Origin of the sequence: Cupriavidus lacunae, assembly GCF_003353055.1 — a bacterium.
Lineage (GTDB): Bacteria > Pseudomonadota > Gammaproteobacteria > Burkholderiales > Burkholderiaceae > Cupriavidus > Cupriavidus lacunae.
The window spans coordinates 1-25037 of record NZ_QKWJ01000100.1; the positions used below are offsets into that span (position 1 = coordinate 1).

At 60.0% G+C, this 25037-nt stretch carries 13 protein-coding genes and 2 pseudogenes; 6 read left to right on the forward strand and 9 right to left on the reverse strand.

Annotated features, from left to right (window positions below):
* Positions 1 to 98: 98 nt before the first annotated feature.
* The gene (locus DN412_RS46110; RefSeq protein ID WP_425267480.1) at positions 99 to 926 is read right to left on the reverse strand and encodes a Mu transposase domain-containing protein; all 828 of its coding nucleotides are present in this window, start codon (positions 924 to 926) and stop codon (positions 99 to 101) included.
* A gap of 136 nt (positions 927 to 1062) precedes the next feature.
* Between DN412_RS46110 and DN412_RS37395 the strand changes: the two genes are divergently transcribed.
* Both DN412_RS37395 and DN412_RS37400 read left to right on the forward strand, forming a co-directional pair.
* Complete coding sequence (locus tag DN412_RS37395) at positions 1063 to 1461, forward strand: site-specific integrase (RefSeq protein ID WP_244222990.1); 399 nt, start codon at positions 1063 to 1065, stop codon at positions 1459 to 1461.
* A complete protein-coding gene (locus tag DN412_RS37400) occupies positions 1458 to 2453 on the forward strand; it encodes a tyrosine-type recombinase/integrase (protein WP_115216145.1) in 996 nt (331 codons plus the stop codon). Before DN412_RS37395 ends, DN412_RS37400 begins: the two co-directional genes overlap by 4 nt.
* Before the next feature lie 118 nt (positions 2454 to 2571).
* On the opposite strand, the pseudogene tnpC reads toward DN412_RS37400, so the two are convergent.
* From tnpC to tnpA, 3 genes and pseudogenes are all read right to left on the reverse strand, one after another.
* Positions 2572 to 3876, reverse strand: a pseudogene (tnpC, locus tag DN412_RS37405) (IS66 family transposase); the annotation flags it as partial.
* Positions 3877 to 3941: 65 nt separating this feature from the next.
* The gene (tnpB, locus tag DN412_RS37410; protein ID WP_133303138.1) at positions 3942 to 4277 is read right to left on the reverse strand and encodes an IS66 family insertion sequence element accessory protein TnpB; all 336 of its coding nucleotides are present in this window, start codon (positions 4275 to 4277) and stop codon (positions 3942 to 3944) included.
* Positions 4274 to 4669, reverse strand: coding sequence for an IS66-like element accessory protein TnpA (gene tnpA, locus DN412_RS37415; protein WP_115216146.1), 396 nt, complete (start codon positions 4667 to 4669; stop codon positions 4274 to 4276). Before tnpA ends, tnpB begins: the two co-directional genes overlap by 4 nt.
* A 312-nt stretch (positions 4670 to 4981) precedes the next feature.
* Here tnpA and DN412_RS44210 point away from each other — a divergent pair, with 312 nt between their 5' ends.
* The 3 genes and pseudogenes from DN412_RS44210 to DN412_RS45120 all read left to right on the forward strand — a co-directional run.
* Positions 4982 to 5740: a transposase DNA-binding-containing protein gene (locus tag DN412_RS44210; protein WP_208647734.1), complete on the forward strand. Its 759-nt coding sequence runs from the start codon at positions 4982 to 4984 to the stop codon at positions 5738 to 5740.
* A gap of 2 nt (positions 5741 to 5742) precedes the next feature.
* Positions 5743 to 6267, forward strand: coding sequence for an IS4 family transposase (locus DN412_RS44215; protein WP_208647735.1), 525 nt, complete (start codon positions 5743 to 5745; stop codon positions 6265 to 6267).
* A gap of 501 nt (positions 6268 to 6768) precedes the next feature.
* Positions 6769 to 6981 (forward strand): annotated as a pseudogene (locus DN412_RS45120) (IS5/IS1182 family transposase); the annotation flags it as partial.
* A gap of 127 nt (positions 6982 to 7108) precedes the next feature.
* On the opposite strand, the gene DN412_RS37430 reads toward DN412_RS45120, so the two are convergent.
* From DN412_RS37430 to DN412_RS37445, 4 genes are all read right to left on the reverse strand, one after another.
* Entirely contained in the window at positions 7109 to 12607 is a 5499-nt protein-coding gene (locus tag DN412_RS37430) for a hypothetical protein (protein ID WP_115216147.1), read from the reverse strand.
* On the reverse strand, positions 12607 to 13812 hold the full coding sequence (locus DN412_RS37435; RefSeq protein ID WP_115216148.1) for a hypothetical protein: 1206 nt from the start codon (positions 13810 to 13812) through the stop codon (positions 12607 to 12609). Before DN412_RS37435 ends, DN412_RS37430 begins: the two co-directional genes overlap by 1 nt.
* Before the next feature lie 21 nt (positions 13813 to 13833).
* Positions 13834 to 22251, reverse strand: a complete 8418-nt coding sequence (locus DN412_RS37440) for a hypothetical protein (protein WP_133303140.1) — start codon at positions 22249 to 22251, stop codon at positions 13834 to 13836.
* 303 nt (positions 22252 to 22554) lie between these two features.
* Positions 22555 to 22866 carry a hypothetical protein gene (locus DN412_RS37445; RefSeq protein ID WP_133303142.1) on the reverse strand — a complete coding sequence of 104 codons (312 nt, stop codon included), beginning with the start codon at positions 22864 to 22866 and terminating at the stop codon, positions 22555 to 22557.
* A 188-nt stretch (positions 22867 to 23054) separates the two neighbouring features.
* On the opposite strand from DN412_RS37445, the gene DN412_RS43630 reads away from it, so the two are divergent.
* The gene (locus DN412_RS43630) at positions 23055 to 23210 is read left to right on the forward strand and encodes a hypothetical protein (RefSeq protein ID WP_161564104.1); all 156 of its coding nucleotides are present in this window, start codon (positions 23055 to 23057) and stop codon (positions 23208 to 23210) included.
* 251 nt (positions 23211 to 23461) lie between these two features.
* Here the strand turns inward: DN412_RS43630 and DN412_RS37450 are convergent, their stop codons facing one another.
* Positions 23462 to 24061, reverse strand: coding sequence for a hypothetical protein (locus tag DN412_RS37450; RefSeq protein ID WP_161564105.1), 600 nt, complete (start codon positions 24059 to 24061; stop codon positions 23462 to 23464).
* Positions 24062 to 25037: the final 976 nt, after the last annotated feature.

The following is a 25037-nucleotide window of genomic DNA, read 5'->3' on the forward strand; positions in this document are numbered from 1 at the left end:
CTCAATCCGCCAGGGATGCAGCCAATCGACCTTGCCCGCACGCCGCAGTCAACTGATAGGGGCGACCAGAATCTTCACTCTCCGGCCACGCTGAGCCCTCAGACTAAATTTTTCAGGTCCGACGAAGTAAATTGGCGGATGTCTGCCGGATAGGTCTCCTCTGCGATGACCTGACGAGGAAAAGCGAGTTCCTCCTGAGTCGCGCAGCCAACAAGCAAGGCGGTCAAGGTCATGTGCATGAGGGTACGCATGCTAAGCTCCTTCTCGCCCAGACAAGCGACAAGGCCAGCCCAAGCCATACATAACGCCTCCGTACGACGGTTGGTGTCCTTGTTGTCGATCGCCGGCGTAAAGGAGCCGGACATCTTCGGCGTAATGGAGCCAGGCGGAGTCGCCTGGATCGGGCTCGAACGGGGTCTCAAGAATGGCGGTTCGTCGCCGTATTGCTGGGCGAACCGCAACAGGCCTTGGACAGCACGCAGCTTGATCAGCACCCGATCGCCGAACAGCACGCGCACCAGGGCGGAACAGGATGGACCGATGCGCTTGGCTTCGCGCAAGCACCACTGGACATCGTGCAATTGCCAAGCCTGTGCCTCGGGTGGCAGATGGTCGGTGACGGTACTGCGGGCACCGGGCGTACCCTGTCGCAAGTGCGTGGCAGCCAGGGTGTGTTCCTCATACAGTTGCACCATCGTCGCCGTAGCCTTGAGCCACAGCGACTTGCCGGCCAACCGGAACGGCGCCGAGTAATAAGCTCGCTCGAACTGAACGTGGCCATCCCGGTGTACCTTCACTCGGGCCCAGGTCGCCAACTCGGGCGCGACTGCCGGTAACGGCAGCAACAGGCCTTGTTCAGTGCCGGTGAAGCTGACCAGAGGCTGCTGGCGCGTAGTGCCGTGGATACGAATGCCGGCCTCGGCCATGACCCAGGCGCGCACCTGGCGGTTGGCATCGGCGAGGTCACGGAAGTCGCGCAGCGGCCCGAAGCTGTTCTTGCCACTACGCCGCTAGCGGCGTAGCGGCAAATCGCGCTTTGTTCCTGTAGAAGAGTCGACCCGCATGGCACTCGAACGCTATGGCCAGAGTCGTGACCGACTCTGCCCGCTACGATTGAGTGAGGCGTTCCTGGTTGGCGAGCGCGGTATGAGGCTGAAGGCCAGCGCTGTCCGAAGCATGTTCGTCAGAATGTCGCGTGCCGTCGGCCTGCGGCCAGCGACAGAGGATGGACGCGATGGATACGGCCCACGGCTTCAGGACTTTCGACACAGTTTCGCGACTGGAAGGCTGGTCGAATGGTATCGCGCTGGACTGGACGTGAGCCGGGAATTACCGAAACTTGCCGCCTACCTCGGGCATGTCAACGTTGGTCTTACGTATTGGTACATCGAAGCGGTTCCGGAGTTGCTTGAGCTTGCGGCAGGCTATCTCGGCAAGAACTGTCCGGGAGAGCGGTCGTGAGCGCCGCCCGCCTTCCATCCCTCGTCCAGCGTTTCTTTACCCAGCGCCTGCTCGAGCAGCAAGGTTTGAGTTCGCATACGGTCGCGAGTTACCGCGACACGTTCCGGTTGCTACTGGCGTTCGCCACGAAGCATATCGGGCGCGCGCCGTCAAAACTGCAGATCGAAGACTTCGACGTGTCGTTGATCGAGAAATTCCTTCAGCACCTTGAACAAGACAGGGGCAATTCAGTGCGGACACGTAACACGCGCCTCGCTGCTGTGCATGCCTTCTTCCGGTTCGTTGCGATCAGCGAGCCCGCGCTGTTCCTGCAGTGTCAGCGCATCCTTGCAATTCCATCCAAACGCTGTGAACACGGACCCGTTGAGTTTCTCACCGAGGGCGAGGCCGCAGCTCTGGTAGCGGCACCCGATGTACGAACATGGATCGGCAACCGCGATCGAACGCTGCTTCTGGTAGCGGTTCAAACGGGTCTGCGCAACAGCGAATTGACCTCTCTCAGGCGTCAGGATGTCGTGCTCGGCACAGGCGCCCACGTCCGTTGCCTCGGCAAAGGCAGAAAGATGCGATGCACTCCGCTGCGACCGGACGTCATCGCGGTGCTGAAAGAATGGCTACGGTATCAACCTGGCGAACCCGATGATCCGGTCTTCCCGAGTTCGCGCGGTGGCCGCCTTAGCGCCGATGCCCTTCAGCGGCTTGTGTCGCGCAACGTCGCAATCGCGTGCCGCTCGTGCCCCTCGCTGAAGAAAAAATCAGTAACACCCCACACGCTTCGGCACGCGGCCGCGATGAGCCTGTTGCATCATGGCGTAGACCTGACCGTGATCGCGCTCTGGCTCGGGCACGAATCATCGGAGACGACCCAGATCTACTTGCACGCCGACATGCGGCTCAAGGAACGCGCACTGGCGCACGCCAATGCGAGCGGCGTCGCGCCGACGCGTTACAAACCTCCCGATGCCTTGCTCGCCTTCCTGGAGGGTCTCTAATAATGCCGACAATTCAAGCCATTCGAAACAAGGATCCGCCCAACTGTTGTGCCGTCCTCTTCATGACGCGGCATAATCCTGGTGTCGGCATAACTGGGTTCATGCCGCTAGCGGCATGAACCCAGTTGTTGTCCACAGGCACGTCCCCGTCTTCAAGATAGCGCGTTAGTGCTTCCCATCGTTTGAGGCTGTAGTCGAGCGCCTTCGCAATCGCGGAGCCTTCCGGAACTAGCTTGCGCTGGCCGGTCATCCACGTGTGCAGCGCCTCGGCCACCGGTTTGGCGTGCAACTGACGCAGCGCGCGTCGTTTGTCGGGCGTCAGATCAACTGCCTCTCGCTCGACGTCGTAAAGCGCAGCGAAGAACTTCAAGGCCTGCTCGGCAATCTGGCTTTTGTTGCTGGCATGCAGGTCGAAGAACTTTCGACGCGCGTGCGCTGCACATCCGATTTCGATGATGCCTTGCTGGAATCCGGCCTTGTACCCGCCGTAGTCATCGCACACAAGCTTGCCCTGCCAGTCACCCAGGAAGGTGCGGGCATGCTCGCCGGCGCGGCTATCGGCGAAGTCATAGACTACGGCCCGCAAGCCTGCGAACTGCGTTGCGGTATACGCCCACAGGTAGGCGCGATGGGTCTTTCCCTTCCCTGGACAAAGCATCTGCACCGGCGTCTCATCGGCATGCAGCACGCCCTGCTGCAAGATTTCCTGATGCAGCGCGTCGACCAGCGGCTGCAACCGCACGCCGCATACGCCTACCCAGGCTCCGAGCGTCGACCGCGGGATCGCCAGGCCGGCCCGCGCAAAGATACGCTCCTGCCGGTACAGTGGCAGGTGGTCTCCATATTTGGAGACCAGCGTATGGGCCAGTAGACCGGCGGTAGGAATGCCCTTGTCGATGACGTGCGGCGGCACCGGCGCCTGGATAAGCGTCTCGCACGTCTTGCAGGCCCACTTGCCGCGGATATGCCGTTCGACCGTGAATACACCTGGCGTATAGTCCAGCTTCTCGCTGACGTCCTCGCCGACACGAACTCGCTGACAGCCGCATTGGCACGTCATATCATCTGGCTCATGATGAATGTCGGTGCGCGGCAACTGCGGCGGCAACGGCGCCCGTTTCGGCTGCTGACGTTGCTTTTGCTCAGGTGTATTTGATTGGAGCTGTTCGAGCTCGGTTTCGATCGCGGCCAGATCCGCGTCAATGGTCTCATCGAGCAGGCTCGCCTGCTCGGCATTGAGCTGCTCGCTGCGCTTACCGAATTTCAAGCGCTTGAGTATCGAGATCTCGTGCGTAAGCTGGTCGATACGCGTCTGGCGGTAACGCAACTCACGATCTTTCTCACCGACCTGTGCGATCAGCTCAGCAGCCAGCGTCCGAAGCTGTTCCGGGCTGAGGTCGTTGAGGTCTGTTGGCGAGTTCATACGGCCAGTTTGCCAGAACCAACGCCACCACGGAATCGAAACTGTTTACGTCCTCGCACGCTCCATTACACCACGCAGATTGCGTGATCGTGGGTCAATGTCTGCCACGGCAGGCCCGTCACAAGCGCCCGGAGCTGTTCAGGATTCAGCGCTACTGCGATCGCCGTCTGACCATTCGTCCATACGAATCGCCCCTTGTTCAGGCGACGCGCGGCCAACCAGATTCCGAAACCGTCGTACACCAGCACCTTCATCCGCGTTGAGTTCTTGTTGGCGAACAGGTAGGCATGGTGAGGACGCGCTGCCCCGAACACTTTCACTACGCGGGCCAGGATCGTATCGGTGCCTGCGCGCATATCCAGTGGTTCCGTCGCCAGCCAAATTGCGTCGATCCGGATCACCGAAGCCACCCTTGCAGCCACAGTGCACAATCGCTCGCGGCCGATAGCGGCCAGCGGACGGTAACCGTCGCCGCACCTCGGCGCACTTCGATCTGGATCTCCGCAGGACCCGGTGCAACGGTTGGCGTCTCCAATTGCAACGGCACAAACTCCACTGGAGGCGCCCCCATTTGCTTCCGGGCTTCCTCTGCCGCATCCAACTCCTCCTGCGTAGCGACCCAACTCCGCACCATGTTCGCATTCAGACGGTAGTGCAGCGCCACCGCCGCAATCGACACGTTCGGCTGCATCGCCGCACGCACCACTTGCGCCTTGAACTCCTTGCTATGTCGCCGACGTCGCGCCGGCTGCACGACATCCTGGACTGCCTCGGCCTCTTCCATCGTGTACATGTGTCCATGCCAAATTTAGATGGACACGATCCTCGCCCTCAATATTCCCCCGATCAAGGCGTGTTCGCTGGCTTGCGATTACCCACAAATATTTGGTCGATTGCCTCTGTTAACGAGAGAGCCATTCTGTTAACGTTGTTGCGTGTACATTCGACAACAACGAGAGATGGCGAACGGAGGCGGCAAAGGCAATGGGGCCATGGAGTTGAAAACCAATGCGTGGCTGGATGAAGAGACTAGACGAAGTCAGTTCCGCGACGAGCGATTGGGAAAGAGATTCCGGTTGGTTCTTGAACGTNGCAAAGCATTCCGATGGCCTTTCAGGACTGGCGCAACACGAAGGCAGCGTATAGGTTCTTCTCCAATCCGAAGGTCAGTGAACAGGATATTCTGAGAGGACACTTCGAAGCAACCCGAAGCCGCTTCACCGCATCGCAAGGTCATATCCTGATATTGCAGGATACGACCGAATTCTCATACAAACGAGAGCGGCCAGAGCTGATTGGCTCGACGCACAAAGTCGCAACCCGCAAGGACGATTCGGGCCGAAATTCGATGCATACGGTCTGTGGGATTCTGATGCATTCTAGTCTTGCGGTCACCACACAAGGAGTCCCATTGGGTCTTTCCGCTGTCAAATTCTGGACACGGAAGAAATTCAAAGGATGCAACGCGCTCAAGCGCAAGATCAATCCGACACGCGTGCCGATCGAAGAAAAGGAGAGCTACCGGTGGCTCGAGAATCTACGGCAATCAACGGCACTGCTTGAAAAACCGCAGCGATGCGTTCACGTTGGCGATCGTGAGAGCGATATTTACGAACTCTTCTGCCTTTGCGAAGAGCTTCAAACGAACTTCTTGGTTCGTACCTGCGTTGACCGGCTTGCTGGGGATGGGAGCCACACGATCGCAAACGAGATGGATGAGGTTCAGGTTAAAGGCGTACATCGGATTACAGTCCGGGACCAAACTGGCAAGGCTCATCGGGCGGTACTGGAGCTACGATATCGGCGTATAGCAGTGTTGCCTCCGATTGGGAAACAACGACGTTACCCAGCTTTTTGCGCCTAACGGTGATCCATGCTATTGAACGAGGCGCACCTGCAGGAAGAAAGCGCATAGAGTGGAAGCTGATCACAAATTTGCCGGTGACCACCCGCAGGCAAGCTGTCGAGAAGCTGGACTGGTACGCGCTACGATGGAAAATTGAAGTGTTCCACAAGATCCTGAAGTCCGGCTGCAAGGCAGAGGACTCCATGTTGCGTACCGCCGACCGCCTAGCCAATCTGATCGCCGTATTCTGTGTTGTGAGTTGGCGTATCTTCTGGCTGACGATGGTGCATCGAGCCACCCCACGTCTACCGGCGGAAATCGGATTAACGCCGCCAGAAATGGAGCGGCTCGATCAGTTGGTCAAAGATACCGTGAAGACATCAACTGCCGAGCCTCTTACCCGGTACATCATCAAACTCGCCCAATTGGGCGGCTATCTGGCACGCGCTAACGATCCCCCACCAGGCAATACCGTGATCTGGCGAGGCTTACGAAGACTCATCGATATTCAGCTCGGGTTCGAGCTCGCCAAAAATTGTGGGTAATCGCAAGGTTCGCTGGGCGCTTACAACCTGTTCCAGGACCATCGCCTTGAATTCGGCGCTGTACTCCCGCCGGCGCGGCCGCTCTACTGTCGACACTTGATCCATCGTCTCCACGATCCTCCTTCGTGGGGACGATGCTTGATCGCTTCGATCGATTCAAGGTGGAGGAACTGGACGCTTACATTACATCAGCGTGAAGCCGGCTTGAGCGGTAAGCACCACGTTGGAGATTAGCGTTCTTACAGGGTGAAACGTCGAAGGTTGCGTTGGTAATCGAGTGTGATGACAAGTCAGGTAGGACCGGGACCTGCTAAGCCTGTGGGGTAATACGAGCCGTGAGCTCGCAGTACGAATGAGGCGCGGGTCAGCGTATTTCATAGGGGCCAGCAGCGGCGATACCGGCTGCAAGAGGGCCGAATATAGAGCTGCAGCCCATCCTGTCAGTGTCTGAACAAGCGAAAACCTGGCGCAAACGGGACGCGTTCATATAGATTACCCCGGATTGTGGGATACAACGTGCAGACGGCCGTTGATGCCAAGCACCACCTGATCGTCGCGCACGAGGTCACAAACATCAGCAGCGACCGTGCACAATTGAGCAACATGGCGAGGGCTGCGTGAGAAGCGATGGGCCGGATCAAATTGCAGGCCTTTGCCGATTATGGCCACTTCAATGGACCGGAGATCAGCACATGCGAAGACGCCGGCAGAACCTGAAGCTACATGCGTAATAAATTTAGTCAGACCGAACGGCGATCGCGTGCCGCACATCATCACCGGGCCGAAGTAAGGTCTGGCAAGCGATTCAGGTTCCGAAGCGCGTCGCGTTATGGTATGCGCATCAGGAAAGATCCACGTGCGCGGCGAAGCGCGGGCCGCTCGCGATGCGATCGACGTCTTTCCCCCGTGCCTGATCGGGACTGACCGGTTCGGACGCGTAGGTTGCAGGAAGATAGTAGTCCCGTTCTTCAATATATACATGATATGTCGCCGACTCCTCCTTGTCGGCCTTCGGATTGAATTCGATGAGATGGGGGCCGGACGTCCACCTGACCTCTCCGCCCGCTTCAAGCGCATCCGGGAAAAAGTCGCGCAGCGCGACTTCTTCGCACTTGATCTCCATGCACTTGACCGCGTGCGCGTTCCTGTATTGCCGCACAACTTTCACGTGCATGCGATGCTCTGATTCGGGCTCTTTCGGACCCGTCGTGGGAACGGGCAATCCGAAGGACGCGGCGGCCTGTTGCCCGACGATCGAAACGAACACTTCCTTGAAGTCTGGCTTCGAAACGTAATCAACTTCGACGCGGCGGCGCGGCAACAACTGCGTCCACTGGATGATTGGATACGACACCTGGAGCTCCGGCTCCGCATGCTGCTGATACCGGACGAGACCTAGTCGCACGAACGGTTCGGCTTCGGTGGGATGCTCGATGTCCACATCGACATACCACTCTTCGGTGCGGACATCGAAGCGCGGCGTGTAGGCGACTAGCGCCACATCCAGAAAGCTCTCGGGCGCGGCCGAGGCACTCGCGCTATTCTCGACGGTGTTGTTCTTGCGAATTGGCATGCGGGCCGTTTTAATGAGATCCGCCCTGAATCCGTGCAACTTGCTCCTGTCGAGATCACCGAAAGCAGCTTGCGGAATGAATGTGTGCGACTTCGTGATGTCGGAAGAAAGATGCGGCGGACGCACGGGATCATCACCCCAGCGCGTGATGAACTGGCCGCCCGCGCCGAGATCGATGTCCTCGAAATCGCTGAGATCCATCACGCGATTCGGGTCGCTTGGCGCGGGAACGCGATCGCTTTCGAGCATGTCTTCGTTTTCCGGATCGCGAACCGCCGGCCACACGACGATGCCAAGCTGCTCGTCCACGCCCGACGAAAACCACCCTCGGCTCATCGAAATGCGGATGCTTGAGCGGCGCGAAAGTTCTTTATGCACGCCGAACAAACGCGTTTCCTGGCCCGGTTCCCAATAGAACACGGGAATGGGCGTGCGGCACAAAGGCGCGGACGGGCGCACGCCCGAGTTGAGAAACGCGACGAGCGGCATATCGTTTTCATCCAGTTGCGGCAGCGGAAGATTAACCCCTGGTTTCAAAAAGTCGTCTTTGCAACTGCTATTGGCGGTGCGCATGAAGGCCGCATGCCGGGGCTTGCCGATGACATACAGTTCGAGCTTGCGCGCTCGTTTGTCGGGAAAAACATGCCGCGTCTTCACCACACCCTGCCCGTCGGGCAGCGCGGATGTCTTGCTTTCGAGCGGCGTCAGCGTGTAGTTTTCGAGCGCCACGCGTGTAGGCGACGTATCGCCCGGCTTCTCTTTTGCAACTGCCAGCATCGAAATATCGTCGATGCCAAGCAGCGTGACAAAGCCTTGCGGCAGCGTCACGTTGCCGTCGGCATCCACTTCGAAACCGAATACGCGGCTTGGCGACAGTTTCTTGCCATCGACCGCCGGCCAGTTGTCCTCGCGCTTGTCTTTCACGCTTCGGCCGCGTTGCGGATCGTCGAAAGCCTGTGTCGTCGGCAACGTGGCGTTCGCCACGATATCCAGCCCGCCAGTGGAAAGCAGATCCACCTCCACGTCGCCGGTGAGGCGATATTCGAGCATCGCTTGCGCATAGGTTCCGGGCAGAGGCAACGGTGGCTGCTGTTGACCGTTGGCCGAGCTGCCCGGCTGCTGCGGCGGCGGAACCTCGATCGAGCGGCGCTCGGCCCGCACCGCGCGGCCTTTCTTGCCTTCTCTGGTGGGCGTGACGAGCATCGGCTTGCGCGACGGCTTGTCGATCGCGTGCGTGCAGCGCAAGGTGCGCACCGCCGCCATTTCGCTCAAGGGACGCGTCGACAGCGTCGATCGAACGATCTCCGCTATCGTCTGCAATATGAGCTTGCGCGGCGCCCATAGCCCGCCGAAGCCATCGCGCCATCCAAGCGAAGACGCCGTTGAGGAATCCTGCTTCGAGCAATTCAAGATTCTCACCGACGCGTCTTTCGGCAGCAGCGCAGCGAGCGCCTTGCAGACGTCGGCGTGCGTGGCCTTCTGACCGTCTTTCATCTGCACGCTTTGCAGCGCGATGGCTCCGATGGCTTCGACTAGCGCGGAGCAATTGGCAAGGTCTTGCCAGTCGGGAATGCACCAGACATCCACTTCGAAGTCATCGCCGGGACGCAGATACAGCGTCGCCTCCGGTGTTTTGTCCGCAGCTTTGTTCCCGTGCGCAGGCACGGACAAGACATCGCTCAGTGTTTGGATGACATTTCCCGAAGCGGATGCCCGGCGCTCGATGTTCAGGACGAAAGGCTTCGCGTCCGGATAATGCGTGCCCGGAAACACCGGAATCGTGAAGGGGCCACCATCGAGATATTGATGGGTTCCCGCATAGCGGATGCCCACCACATAATATTTAGCGAATGGATCGGGATAGTAGGGCTTCTTGCGCTTGTTCACATCACGCGAAGAACGCGCATAGACGAGATCGCCAACGGCGCCTTCCTTCGTCGAGATGAGCGGGGGATTCCCGTAGACTTCCCCGTTGATACCAGAGCAGTTCTCCACATCGGCGACAGGAAATCCGCCCTTCTCGTGGTTGAAGTTCACCCCGCGCAGGCCCTGAGGCAGTTTCGTGGAATGAATCTGGTCGAAGCTCCCATGCAGATTGACGAAGTGAGGTTCGACCGATGGCGGTGCGAACACGCGCTGCGTTTTGCCGGGAAACCCGCGAAATGCTTGCGCGCCTTCCGCCGAGCGGATGATCGCGTGCGACGCGCGCTCGTAGCCCATCGCGCCGTACGGCTTGATCGCGACGTCTTCGTGCAGCAGCAGGAAGGGCGCATCAACGCGCTCGTGCCGCAGGAAACGTCGGAAACCCCGATCCTCGCCGATCCCGTGTCCCGGAATCGTCACGTTCGACGCGGTGTCGTAGATCTTCGCGGCGTAGGAGAGCGGAACCGAAATGCCGCCCACATACACCGCGCGTATGCCGAACCGGTACGCCCGCCCGAAGCGCAAAGGCGGCGGCCGTCGTTGCGGATCGTTGTGGTCGTCCGGCAGGCAGATCGTATCGCCGGTGGCTAGGTCCGCGGCGACGGTCTTATGCTCAGAAGGTCCGGCGCAGTGCGCGCCCATCGGATCGCCGCTCCACAAGGCGACCGCCTCCTCGACGTATGCATCGGCGTGTTGCTCGGACGATGCCACGCGATTCGCTTCGTCCGTGGGAACAATGCGGATCGGCAGACCCAGCACGGCATCTTCGATAGTCTGACTCCATTCGTCCGATGCCGCGATACGTCCGGCCGCGCGTGCGATATGGCCTCGATCGCCGGGCTGCGGCGGCGCGAGCAATGCTGACATCGCCTGCTTGACCAGCTCCGGAAAAAGCCCGGACGCGCCGTGCTCTATACGCCTCGCCATCAGCGTGCGCCATGGCAGACTGGAGGGCGAAGCGGCATTCGCCGTGTCCGCTTGCGCCTTGCCGTCTTTCGGACGCTTCATGTCTGGTTGGGCGGGAACGGCGACGTCGATCCGATAGCCGACCACAAGATCTTGCGCATCGAGATAGAGTTCCCCGGTATGGGTCGCCTGCTCACACAGATGCATGTCGCGCCTGTCGAGCTGGCCTTGCGTGAAGTCCCGACGGCCGCGATCGAGTAACACGAGCCCCGCCGTCTGGTGGGTCTTACGCAAGCCGTGCGCGCCCGCCGAACCCGGCGTCGATTGCGCAACGGACTGATAGCCGAGATCGATCGCACCTTCCACTGCGTTTTGCACATTCAGGCTCGTGATGACGAAGCGGCTCAGATTGAATGGACGGCCGCCGTTCGCATTCTTCTGCGCGTCAGGCGGATCCTGGGGCGCCGCCGCGACCAGAACGCCGTCCAGTTGCGGCGATGGTTGCTTCTGATCGCCCTCTGCTTCCAGCAGCGTCGCGGGCCAGAAACGCGTCGTCTTGTCGAATCCGGTGAGGGTCCACACGCGCCGGTGGGATGCGGATTTGTCCGCATCGGCGATGTGCTGTTTATCCACGATGCCGGGATTTTGGGTTGACACCCACATGAATCCCACTTCCGGCAAAGTTGCGGTTTTGAGATCCCTTTTCGCGGCGTCCTTGAGTTCGTCATAGGTGAACTCGACATCCACGGTCAGCCCGAAGAGCCGCGATAGCGACGGGGATCCCTGAATCGTGAAGAAGCGCTGACTCACGATGTTCTTCAAATCTTTCGTGTCGGTCCTGTCTTTATCGTTGTGGTCGAAAGCGAGCCTGCTGTCGTCTGTGCCCTTCATTCCGGCCATCACGCGCGACAATTCATTGACTATCTGCGTGCGGCGCACGTAGATTGCATCGTGGTGATCGCTGTTCGCGAACAGCTCATCCACGCGCACCGGCGGACGTTTCGGTGCCGGCTTGGCGTCGACAACCTTGATGGGACAGACGAAGCCAGGGCAATGCTGTTCGTACGCCCGGGAGATTTCAAACGCGGCCTTGCGATAGCGGTACGAAGCATGGCGGCGAGTATGTTGCTGGAGGCTATTCGCAGCGTTCTTCACCTTTTGGTCGACACTTCCGGGTACTTCGCCTTTTTGCGCTAGCTGCACGCAGGTAGATTCGAGCTTGCTCCATGTCTCTTTGTCGGCAGGATCGGCGTGGGTTGCGTGCAGCGTGGACATTAACTCAAGCGCGCGCTGCGATTCGAGCAAGACAGCAAGGTCCGTCTGGCGCACCGCCGCGACCGGATTGACGACCGTCGTCCCCATCGCGCCCTGAGTGCATTCCTTCTGGTTGGATTGATCGTCCGCGACGAGCATAAAAGCGGCGCGCGCCAGTCCCGGCTCCGGCGAACGATCGGATTGCCGCGCGGGCGCGCCGTCACTTTTCACCGCTCGCCCCCGATTCGACTCCGTGATCGATTCAAGAAGCGACTCCCACACGGTTTCTGGATTGACCTGCTCAATATTCCGCGGCTTCAAATTTGCTTGTCCTCGCACGACCGCGAGCCCCGTCCAGTGCCCGGTTTCCACCTTGAAACACGACTGCCAAAGCGATTCCACCCACTTGGCATGCTGTTCGGTATTGCCCCACGTTTCTTGTGCGGCTCGCGCGCGAGCGTTCAAGCTGAACGTTTCGTCCGTGCCCTTTAGCTTGAACGTCAACGGCAGCGTCCATTCGCCTTTGAGGTTGCGCAGGTGCGCGAGCATGGCGGTGGGCCAGATGGCGAGTTGCGACTGATCCAGCGTATCTGTGGCGGGCGTGAACATGACGGTCGCGCGCAAGGTTTTGCCTTGCACGGCATATCCGGTCGGGACGACCTTGGCGACGGCGACGAGGTCCATTAAAAGTCCGCTCCTCTTTTCAGACGATCATCGAAATAGGTCTGATACGTCCCCCAGTCCTGCGACTCGCAAACCGTGTCGACGCGCAATCGTGCGCCAGGCCGAGAAGCGGGTGCGGCGGCTTTCACGGCCACGGGCTCCCCGGCGGCACGCGCGGCTCCGGCATGTCCGTGCGCCACGGGCATGAGCGTCACGGGCGCATCGGAGACGATGGCATACGGATCGTCGTGAAGCGTATTGAACGACGCAAGACGGACCGGTTCGTCCATCGGCTCGAATTCATCGAAGGTGGCCGAATGGGTTTTGCTATTGCTTGATTCCTTTCTTTCGCCGCCGCCACCGCCCCAGTTGATCGAGCAGTGTACATTCACGCTATAGTCGTAACTGACGATGCCCATCGAGAACGAGAAGCGGAAGGTCGCGTTGCCTTCCATACGCGAGCCGTCGGGCGTCTGTCGCGCGATCACGCTGAGAGATGCGCCGAACGTGAAGATCCAAATCGACGCCGCTCCGCCGCAGTAGAAAGTGGCGGCGAAATCGACGCCGGTCTTGCGCCCTGAGCGAATGTAAATGCCCGTCATGATGCGGCCATAGCCCGTCAGCGGTCCATATGCGAACGCGGCAGCGCCGCCGTATTCGAACGACGCCTCGAATCCCACGATGCCTTCGCCCGATGCTTCCAGCGAGAAGAATCCGCTGCCGCCGTATGGCGCGACGGAAATGGTGAAGGGCGCATCGCGGCGCGCGAGTGAAGCGACGAAAGTGGCCTCTTTTCCATCGAAATGCAGCCGCGCGGCCGCATTGATCGAAACGTTGAAAAACGAGACCGTGCCGATCGAAATGATGCCGAGATTGAGCCCGTAGCCGACTTCCAGACCGAGGCCGAGCGGATTGAGATAGAAGCCCGTACCCTTGGCCGAGCCGATGAAGGGCGCAAGCGAGGTCAGAAACTTGAGCTTTTCGCCGATCGAGAAGCCCGCATATTGCAGGTCGAATGTCGGCGAGCCGCCCGTGGTCCGAAAGCGCGCGCCGGCGAAATGGATCGTCACGGCCTCATACAGATCGCCGATGAGCGTAATATCAAACGCACCGAGTTCGCCGACGCACGATATCTGCGGGCTGGTGGATGCAAGCAGATCGATGCTCGTCGTCGAGACGATGCTCAGGGCGCAATTGTTGAGCGGCTTGAAGACGCCGTTCTTCACCGCGCTGGCGTTGGGACTGATCTACGCGGCAAAGTCGAACGAAGTCGTCATCCGCGAAGGCACGAGCAGTTTGATCTGCGATTCAATGGCGTCGCGCATTGCGCCGAAGTCGAACATCGCCAGCAACTGGCTGCGCAGAGCCTCGATCGACAGCGACTTGAGTTGCTGCGCGATGCGTAGCGGCGTCGCCGAGCCGTTTTGCCATCCCTGCAGAAGACCCACGACATAACGAAACGCGGGTTCCGGCAGCGGATCAGTCGGACTCAGAACGAATTGTAGGTTGTCGAGCGATTGGAGATCGCGTGCGAGCTGATCGGTCGTCTCGCTCGGCGCGTACGGAAGCGGACCCTTGTCCTTGGGCGATGGATAGTAATTCGGCGGTTCATCGGGCGCGACGAGCAGGCCGGTTGCGTTGAGGGCGAGGTTTGTGCCGCTCAACTTGCGCCACGTATCATTGCGGTAGTCGTAGAGTGTCTTGTAGATCGTCGTGACGCTCGGATCGAGCGGCTGCAAGCCGCCCCTGGCCGCTTTCGAGAAGAGCTGGAACGCCATCGTCGTCGAGAATTTATGCACGATCTCCGAAGCCGATGCGAGGACGTTGTCCCTGTAGAGCATCATCTGCTCGATCAGCCGATTCGGCAGCATGCCGATAGCCACTTGCGCGGCGAATTGCTCCGGCGTGCCGCTGAGTGAAATCACGATCAGATCGATGCGCAAACTCTTGTTGTTCTTGAGATCGTCTAGTGTTTGACATTTGTCCAGCGCGTCGGACGCCGCCTGGATGGCGTTGGCGTTCCTGCCTTGGACCTGAGCGATCGTGTCTTTCTTGGCCGCGTTCGGCCTCGTGGCGTTGACCAAATCGATTGCGCTGTTGCATACCGACTCGTTTACGTCTTTGAGCAGAGAGAGGGCTTTTTTGAGCACCGCATTGGCCGCGTCGAACAATGCTTTGCTTAGCAGCTTGTTCGCGGCGTCGGTAGACAATGCGGCCAGCCGGTCGATAGCGTCATAGGCCGATCCGACAGCCATTTGCATCGCGCTGGACGCTTGCGATATCGTTACGGAAATCGGTTCGAGTTGCAGACTGGCGAGCGCTTCCGCTTCGCTCTTCGCATTCAGGGGTGCTTTCCAGTCGATGCTGCCGATCTGATCGAGCCCGTAGCTCCAGAGCCGCAGCGCGCATTCGAGGTCGCACAGGGATGAATGAATCGACCGTTCCACCGCATCGACCTGGCTCTTGAGATCCGGCAACGCCTTGAGGTCCTGCGACGCACCCAGTTCCTTCAGCTTCGCGTCCAGCTTACTAAGGAGTTCGCGAAAACTCTCCGTGAGCACCCCCGGGCTGTCGCCCGTTGCCTCCGGCAGGTCGGGCACGCCTTCGCATCGCGAGCAGCCATCGTCGGACAACTTAAACTTCCCGCCTGTCTCATTGCGCCACGTCTGCAATTGCTTGCTCAAATCACCCAGCCGATCTGCGATGTCTCTGCCCGCGTCTTTGAGAGAGGGGAGCGCGAATGCATCGACAGGCACGAACAATGGAAGCACCTCCTGCGTGAAGCGCGTAATTCCCTGAAACGGATCGAGCCGGCCTTCCCGAAGTTCGCGAACCATGTCCACCGTCCGCAGCAGCGCGTAAAGGCGCAACAACGCGATATCGCGCCGACCGCTGGTCGCGATGACATTCTGTTGGTTCGCGTTGTCGATCAACATCTTGACGAACTCGGCCGCTCTGTTCAGAAGTTGCTTGGCCGCGAGAATCGCGGGGTTTTTGTTCGGTCCGTCGTTGAGATCCTTGAGAGCGTCCGAGAGCGTCGCCTTGGCCTCCTTCAGCATGTCCAGCCAACAGTTCCTTGCCAGCTCGGCAGGGCCTTTCGGCGGCGGCGCTGGTTGCAACGGCGGATTCAGCGCCATATTGAACGTTGCAGTCAGGTGCGCACTGACTTTGTCGGGATACTTACTCAGCGTATGGCGTGCCTTCCGAATAGCTTCATTTGCCTCGTCAGGGCCGGGTCTATCCGCTCCTAAACCTATGAAGCCGGTGCGTGCATCGCTGAGCGGAGGCATCAAAACAGGCAAGAGCTGGAAGAAATCCGCCGATCCGGGCGGTGGCACCTGCGAGACGGACCCCAGCCAGTCGATAAGGGGTTCTAACTGCTTTTGGTTCTTGAACTTGTCGAACACGTCCGGACCGAGTTTGTCCAGGAATGCCTTGAGCCCCTGCTCAAGCCTAAGCATCACGCGATCGAGCGGATTGGCCATGACCCGCGCGATGGCGTCGACCAGTCTGCGGCCACATTCGTATACAACCGCCAACTCGGACGCCATGCGGACCGACTGACTAGCCTTGCCCGCCTCGTTCGCGTCGATGAGCGCGGCTAGCAGATCGGATAGCGCGGAATCGACATCCGGAAAGACATCGCGCACACTGATAGCGAGCGGTGTACCTTCGCTGCCTGGCACCTTCAGCCTATCCGCGACGTCGAGCCACTTTTGGCGCTGTACTCGCACGATGTCCCTCAGCGGCCCCACGACCAGGGTGTTCACCGAGTCGCTCGTCGCCTGCATACCCGCGAGCGTGTACTCGACGGTGTCGCGCAGTTTCGGCAGATACTCGCTCGCCACATCCGCGACCAGATAGGACGCAAGATCCTTCAGCGTGACGACGCCGAGCAACTTGGTGTCATCGTTGAAGAAATTCGCGAAGACCTGCTTCATCGCGGCTTTCGCTTCGTCGTTGTTGCCCGCTGTGCCCGCGTTGCCGTTGTCGAAAGCGACTCGCGCGACGTGCTGCGGGAACGCCAGCGCGTGAGCAGGCGCGGGAGCGGGCTTGCGCGGAATCGTGTAGTTCTTCGCGATAGAAAACAGCATGCCGGGCTTGCGCGAGCCGTCGGACGATCTGCCGCGCGCGCCTCCGAGCGGACCACATGTGCGGGACAGCCCGGCGAGCGGCATATTCGGATGCATCACCGCGCCCGTGCGGTCGCCCGATGTTCCCGCCGAGAACGACACGTCGTTCACGATATTCAGATAGATTTCGCGCGAGTCCAGGTAAGGGGGCGCGGCGGCGGTCTGCGTCGCGTCGCCGCCCTTATCCTCGGCGGTGTCCTTCGGACCAACCGAAGGGAAACCGTTCGCGACATAAAATCCATCGAATTGAACCACCGCGAGTTGCTGTCCACCATTGACGATGCGCTCAACCTGATCCAGTCGGATGCGCGCGGTTTCCATCATCGGATAGAACGGCGGCTGATCAGCGGCGGCGAGCGTTGGATCGTCGAAGTAAATGTTCCGGCCTTCGAAGTTGGACGCATTGGGATCGTTCTTCGCGGGCACTATGCTGGCACCGCCCGAGGCCTTGAGCGTCCAGCAGATGGTTTTGTGCGACGATCTGCCGGGCTTGGTTTCATCGCAATAACGCACAGCTTGGCCTCCGAAATCCAGCGTGCGAAGATGAACCTTCTGATCGACGAGCGGGATATCGATTCGAGCGTGATCGTCGCTGGCATCGAAGTTGTCCGGCGATCGAATGCCATCCGGCAGATTCGGACCCGATGCGCCGTTGTAGTAAGCGATGAGCCTCTGCAAAAGGGCGTTGCGGTTGGCCGCGACGTTATCGACGAAGATGAGCGGCGCTTGCGTCACGGCGGTATCGAACATCATGTCGAAGAGCACGTCGGTCCCTTCGATGCGCGCGGTGCGCGGCCAGAAGACGAGTCCCGGCTCGTCGACGAATAGCCGGCCCGCGGGGGAGGGATTGGCGGCAACCGGATTCATGGAATCCTCGGTCGGATCGACGATATCCGGCGTTGTCTGCGTGAGCATATGCACGAGCTTCGGCGGAAACTGCCGTCCGGCGTTCGGATGCCCGCGCGCGGGGAAAAGCTTGTCCGGCTCGGAGATACGAATGAACATGCGCTGCCGCAGCCACGCGCGGACGCGCTCGCAATCCTTGCGTCGCAGGAACACGCGCTCGGTCTGCTTCACTAGAGACGCGCGATGTCCGATCGGAAAGAGAAAGCCTTTATAGACAACTTCGGCGTGTACATCTCGCCCGAGCACGGTCCAGTGCTGCCAGCGTTCGATCGACAATGCATCGAAGAGCGGCCCATACGCGATATGCCGTGCCGATACAGGCGGCACGAAATCGGTCTCATGGCGCAACGTCCCGCCGAGCGCACTCAGACGGAGTTCCTGTAACTGAAGCGCGCGCGGCTGATACGTCGCGCTGCTTTGCTCGATGTCGATCGGACGCCACTCGGGCGGCAATTCGACCTGGCTCGAAACCTGCGACTGCTGAAGCAGGCCGCTCTGCTCGCGCCTGCCGCGTACCGGCAGTCCCCACGCGGAAGAGAGCACGACGAGTTCATGACGGTCGTAGGCATCGAGCGACGTCCGGAAAATGCCGTCGGCGCCGTATCCCGTTTCCTTGTTTTCCTTGTAGTCTTTGCGATCGCAGAGATAGTCCAGCAGCGGATATCTCATCACGTTGTCGGGCGCTGAGGCCGGATCGGTGCTGGATGCGTCCGGCACGGGGGGGGCTGGCTTCGCTGTAGTGCCCGGCGGGCATTCGACATCGCCCGTTGCGCCGGTGGCATTGCGAAGAAGTGCGATGCTGCTGGTCTTGGGATCCGCATCTTCGATGCCGAGCGTCCACGGCGCACGCGGCCCGCGTGGCGGCGCCAGATTCGCGGGCGTGTGCAGGCGTGGCGGCGGTGCGTTCGGCCCCGATACTGCAGCCGGAGCCATATTCGAATCCGCTCGACCCTGCAACGCGCCACGCACGAAGCCCGGCCGCAAATCCGGTGAGTAAACTGCGCGCAGCCCCGGATTCGGATATGCCGCGAGAAGCTCCGCGGTCCACAACGGGACGGCTTGATGGAGCACCAGATTGGGCGCTGTGTGGGATTTGCTAGGAACCCAGTCCAGTTTTGATGCAGGCGTGCGCCACACCGCCGATTGCGATGGCGACAGAATAAGCCGCGCGGGCAATTCGACGGCCGTTTCTAGCGGCGTGGGCGCGATCTTTAGCGCGGCCTCGACATCGGCGAGACGCTCTGCGGCGGTGAGCGTTGGACTTGATCGCATCTGGAGCAGACGCAACATGTCGACTGCCGCATTCGACTGATCGTTGGCGCTCGCGTCTTTCTTTGCATCGGCCGATTTGACGGCATTGTTCTGTGCGCCTTTCCTCTTCTTTGCGCGGTCTGTCGCCGGCTTCGCCGACACCTGGCCTTCGCGAACGAGAGCGCCAGACTCGGTGAAGCGCGGGACTTCTATTGCGCGTGGACACACGGACATCCGGTAGTTCGACCAGTCGGTCAGCGTCGAAAGCTCGAACGGACGGTGCGTAGACGAAGCCCCAACCGGCAGGGGCGACTTGAACCAGTTTCCCCTGTCATCCGATTGGTTCGCGTGAGCGTCCCTTGGCGGCGCGCAATCCATGTGAAATGCAAGCCGCGACGGATTGGCGAGGCGCGCGCGGGCGCGCGCCGGAAGTTCGGTGCGTTGCGTAACGACATCGACATAACGGTCGATCACGCTTTCGCGTCTCGCAGCAGCACGGACTTTGTCGGCCTTGACACCCGACTCGCTGACATATTCGATTTGCGCCGCGCTCGTGTTCGTTGGCGCGTCTTCTGGCTTCCAATCAGCGCCGCTCTTCGGTTCATAGCGCGTGCGATTCGCGTAGATGTTCCGATAATCGGCGTCGAAGTAGAGGCGCGTCATTTCGAGCCGGTAGAAATCGCGGAAATCCTGGTAGCTCGGAATGGTAGCTTCAGCCACGCGTTCGAGCCACCGGGTCTTTTCTTCGTCGGACTGCGCGGCCGTGGAATTCAGATCCTTGTTGCCCTTGATCCACTCGCGCGCATAAGTGAGAAAGCCGGACAGCCGATCGGCGAAACCCTGCGCGTTCGCGGGAGACGCCTGTTTGTCGGTGCGAAGCCCGTCGATCAGATCGTTCGCCAGCGTGAGCATGTCGATCACGCGTGCTTTGACCGCTGTGGCCTGAAGACAGAGATTGAGCCTGCGCGCCCACGCCGCCGCATCGGGATCCATCCCGTACGGGCCGATGTAGATGCGTTGATCGGCAGGCAAATCGGCGTGCAGCGAGCAATCGTGCAATGAACAGGCAAGCGGCTTCGGAGGAAGCGCATCCGGCCTCGCGACCGGCCCGCTCGCGGAAGACGCGGACACGGTGGCCGACGCCGCTAGAGCCGCCGAAGCACCCGAAGCACGCGCAGCCGGATCGGGCGATGTGTGCCCGATTTCGAACGCTGCGGCAAAGTCTCCGAACGAGACCTTCTTTCCAGGCGACTGCCCCGCTGATCTTTCTTGGTCCACCTTCGACTTTGCCAGCGCTCGGCGGATCACGACGCGGTCCTGCACGCTGTAACCCTTGATGAAGTCGACGAATGCCTGTCCCTCAGTGGGAACGGTCAACGTATCGTCCGGCCCGACACCCAAGTCGGAAGACAGAACCTTGCGCGGGATGTTGATCGTCGGTTGCTTAGGCAACACATCGGGGAGCGCTGGCGGATCCGGGCGAAATACGCATTCTTCGAACATGTGCTGCGGCGGAAACTCGGCGACCAGCACGGGACGGGTGTCGCGCACATTTGGCCAGAGCCAGCGCTGTCTGTCTTGTCTATCATCGGGATCGGCGTGAAGGAGGATGGGACAACCGGCATTCGTATCGACAAGCAAGACTTTTCCCTTGAACACGTCGAAACGCAGGCCAGAAAAGAGAAACGAGAGCGACATCAGATCGCGCGAGCGTAGGACCTGCAGACGCGCGTTCGTGAGATCTACACGGGCCAGCGGCAACGGCGCGGGATCGGAGTGCGCGTCGAGCCAGAGATAGCTCGGCAGAGTCGCGAGGGAAGCTTTCGCTATGCCGAGGTCCGGGTGGTAGATGGCTTTCAGTTCGGTGGGCGCGAAGCGAAGTTCGCTATATTCTGCGTCGGTGAGCGCGAGATCGGCGCGCAGCAACAGCAAGTCCAGCGCGATGGACGCAATCTTCATGCGAGGCACGGCCGCGTTCGCCGCCGGTCCACGCGCTAGGATCAACACGGGCGGCCGCGACCCCGTGGCATCTCTCGCCCCTCGAACCTGAATGCGGCCCATCGGTGAGTGCGCCATCATTTCTTCGGTATCGAGTTCGCCAGTGAAGCTCATCTCCAACGCATTGCCCGTCGCGCGCCACACTTCGAGCACGGCATTTCGCGTGGCCAGTTCGCCGAGCAGCACGTTTCCCTTGGCGAACAACGTGAGGTTCCAGTCCGAGGCCAGCCGCGCGCTACCCGTCTCCCAAGCGTTCGGCACATTGCGCCAGGTCCGGCGCGTATAGCGCCACGTGACACAATCCGTCGCTGCGATGGCCATCGATGGTGATGAACCGAGCGTGAGCGAATGCGGTTTCGCATGCGTGTCAACGATCGCACTCGCATGGAACACCGGGTCGTTGGCGCCGCGGTCACCTTGGTCGCTGCTTTGGCCGCGCTGGGCGCGTTGGCCTTTTTTGCCGGACGGGATAGCGTTCGAGCCCTTCGCGGAGGCGGCGGAACTCTCGGACAATGTGTCACCGGATTCACCGCCATCCGACTCCGGCTTCTTGACCTGTCGGCACCACGCGCATACGATCACCTGCAGCTTCGCGTTAAGCGCATTCGCGATGAGCGCGCCCCGCGTGCCGCCGGAGAGATACCATACGCCGTGTGGATTGAACTCGAGCGTGAGGGGATCTTGCACGATCAGATGTCCCTCGAAGAGTTGACCGATGGCTTGGTGAACCAGATGCCCATCACACGAAAATACGAATGGCGCGTCGACCGGCGCTTGGTTGCAATCGGGCAGCGGCGCCGGTTCATCGCAGACAGCGCCGAGGTCCGCAAGTCCGGTGCGCGCCAAATCCTCAAAAGTCCGATGGGCCGACTTCAAAGACAACGCGCTGGTTTCACCTCCGGTCCAGAGGTTCGTGACCATCTGGATTCGCCAGGCGTCGTTGACCTTCTCGAAAGTGAAGCGATGCCACGCTTTCCCGAGGTTTCCCAGCCTTACGTGCGATGCCTCAAGCACGTAGTTGGTGGTCCTGCCGACCTTTGCCACTTTCAGGCGGAATGTCGCGTCCGGACCAAGCGCAAGGCGGTCGATACGCCAACTGATTCCTTTGAACCGGGGATCGTCGGCGGGCGGCTTCTCCTTGAGACGCCGTTTATTGGAAGGGGGACGCGTTATCGTTATGCCGGTGCTGTCCTCGGCGAAGCGTAGTCCTGCGAGATCGTCCGGGTCGGACCAAGGTGCAAGCGGGGATTGTGCCGCCGCCACGGCGGGCACGGCGAGCGAACTGACGATGAATGTACGCCGTGTCATCGGCATGAAGCGGGACAAGACTCCGATAGGCACGAAACCTTGTTGCCTGAAGCGCGATCTCTTGCTCATTGACATCGTCCCATTATTGTTTTTGACGGACGAATGACCAGTTATGTCACAGGTTCATCAAACATCGTTCGGAGGATGCACAGTAGCAGCGCAACGACACGCTGGTTTCGATCGGTAACATCCAGTCGAACTAGACCCGGCAGGTCGCGGCGCACCAAAGTCATGCTGTAACAAAGTGTAGGCGAGGCGTGCAGTTTTCCGCCGCCAACAAACGCGCAATTTTCCACCGGCGTCGACATTCGCCGCGCTGATTCACGATGCGTCGCGCGGGAATTATGCACACGGCCCCCGACGCTGAGGACACTACAACTCTTGGACGATGCGCCAGGTGATGTCGCCCTCCGGGAATGTGGCCGGTGACGAATTGTCGTCGACCCGGCCTATCCCTCTTTTATCGGCGGGAGGATTGTCGATGTCAAAGTTCAACAAGATCCACGATGGCTGAACCACCGGCACCACGCGTTGGGTCTGGTTCGTGAACTTGCCAGCGTTCGGTGTCAGTGCAAACTCGTCCACAGCTTTCCAATCGTTGTCAAATCCCACTGTATCGACCAAGTCAATCTCGGTGGTCTTCCCGGAATTGTTGTGGCGAATCTCGACTCTCCAGCTTGTCATGATGATGCTCCGCAGTTGACGGACTTGAGTGGAAATGCATGCGGCCCTGCGCATGCCATCAATCCTGAATCGGATTTGTCGGCGAGACGGCGATCACCTGCGCCCAAGTCGCAGCCAAACCTCGCCAGCGTAGGCTTCCTTAATGGCGTTCGGCATGGCATGGGTAGTGGCGCCAACTCTCTCGACGATTGCAATGGAAGCTGCCGCACCGGCTCGACCGACAACAGTCCGGGGTGTTGCAACATGTGATCGATGGCATCGACACCGAAGGCACCGCGCTTGCTGCGCAAATTCCCTCGAACGAATCCGTGGAATGGGTGTTCGCGGCGGTGTTGGGGACGTGATCGTTGGAAAAGCGGCAGGGTCACGAAGCAACGCGACCAATGACATGCGCCACTCAGATCGGACGGCCGGGCCGCTCTGATGGAGGCCTGCGCGCAGATACTCAACGAATGCTGATACTCGGAGTTGATCTGGATATCATCACAATACCTGAAAGCTGCGCGTGCCGCTTCATGCTGTTCGTTGTCTCGTTGACACACGGCGCTTTCGCGTCCAATGTCATGATGTCGTGAGGTCATCTGCACGCGGAAAGTCAGTTGAGACACTGCTGTTTGACGTTAGTGCAGAGGCTATTGAACTCGTCCACCAGGCGCTGCCGTACGACGGCCGACGATGGTTGGATCCGCTGTAGACCTTGCCGCACCTTGGCTATTTCGGCCCGGACTTGGGCGGATTCCCGCGCCTTGTCTGCTTCGGACATGGCGCCACGCACGAGCCCCACGACGGAGAGCACCTTGCCGACCACCGCGACAGCGCAGCCCGCGCCAGCCGTTTCGGCGCAGGCCGCCAGTCCGAGCGTGGCCAGCATATTTCCGGTGATGTTATTGGCAGCGTCGATCCAGTTTGCGCTCGCCTCGGACTGCTTCAGTTTGTCCTCGAGCGCCGTCAACTGCTTGGTTAGGTCAGCCGGATCGATCTGTTTGTCGGGTGGGATCGCATTGATCCTTTTGAACAACTCCAACCGACGCGCCTCGAGGTCGACGCAATTCATGCGAATCACGCCGGTAATGACGTCCCTGTTCCTGACGTTGTAGCTGACCATGCACGGCCCCGCGATATCGCTGGCAGATGCATTGACACTGCCCATCGATAAGATGGCGGTCATGATGAAGCGATAAGTGAATAGTTTCACATCTTTCCTCCAGCATGACAGACCCACTGTATCGCCCGGAATCGGATCCGGACCATCGGCATCGTATCGCGTGTCACGCGACGTATTGACCAGACCCGTCACCACGCGAAACTGGCGAGAGTGGATCATTGTGCCAAGCATAGGAAACGGAATGAGCCAGCTCAAGCTCATACCGACCGTCTTGTCCGGACAGCCATGGACACGTCCCGTCGAAGTCAATATAGAATTCCACCAAACGTATGAACAATGCTTTCTCGGAGACTTTGTGTGTTCTTGCGGACATACAAGGGACCGGCATCGTAGTCGTGGCACTCCGGCAAGCCCGCCGCATGTTGCTGCGAGGATTAGCCTTTGCTCCTCGTGTGCGATGGCCCACTTGGGCCGAGGTTGAAGCCAGCGTCGTAGCTACCTGCACAGTGCTGCATTACGGCAGGCGACATTCATGACGCTAAGATCAGATTTCGATGTGGCTTAATACGGATCCGCAGCGGACGTGCTGAACCAGAGTGTGGCGAAGAATTGATCGAGTTCTGCTTGAACGCTCATGCGCATGGTGCCGAGCATGAAGGCGATCGGCGTCGGCAGAGAGAGCTTGCGCTACCGGGTAAAAGCGACGGGACGCTCGGGATGGCGGACGAGATCGTGAAAGGCACACGAAAAGCAGGGTTTAGGTTTAGGATGCTAGTTCAAACCAATTTCGTCATTGCTTTGAGCAAGCTCTGCAAAGCCATAGTCGGCGTCAACTGCGTGAAAACCGATGAAATACCCCGGCTTCCGTATTGTGAAAGATTCTAGGTATGCGGCTTTGCACAGGGTGATTTTACTCGTCCGCGGCGAGCTATAGCCACTCTGGCTAGGAGGCTGCGCGGCAGAGCCGTGTGACCGGTTTTTTGTAGAGCGCTGACGATGGCGGCGGCGCTCTCCGCAATTGGCAAGGCGTCGGCGCCAAAGATGCCAATCTTACGGCGCGCAGCGT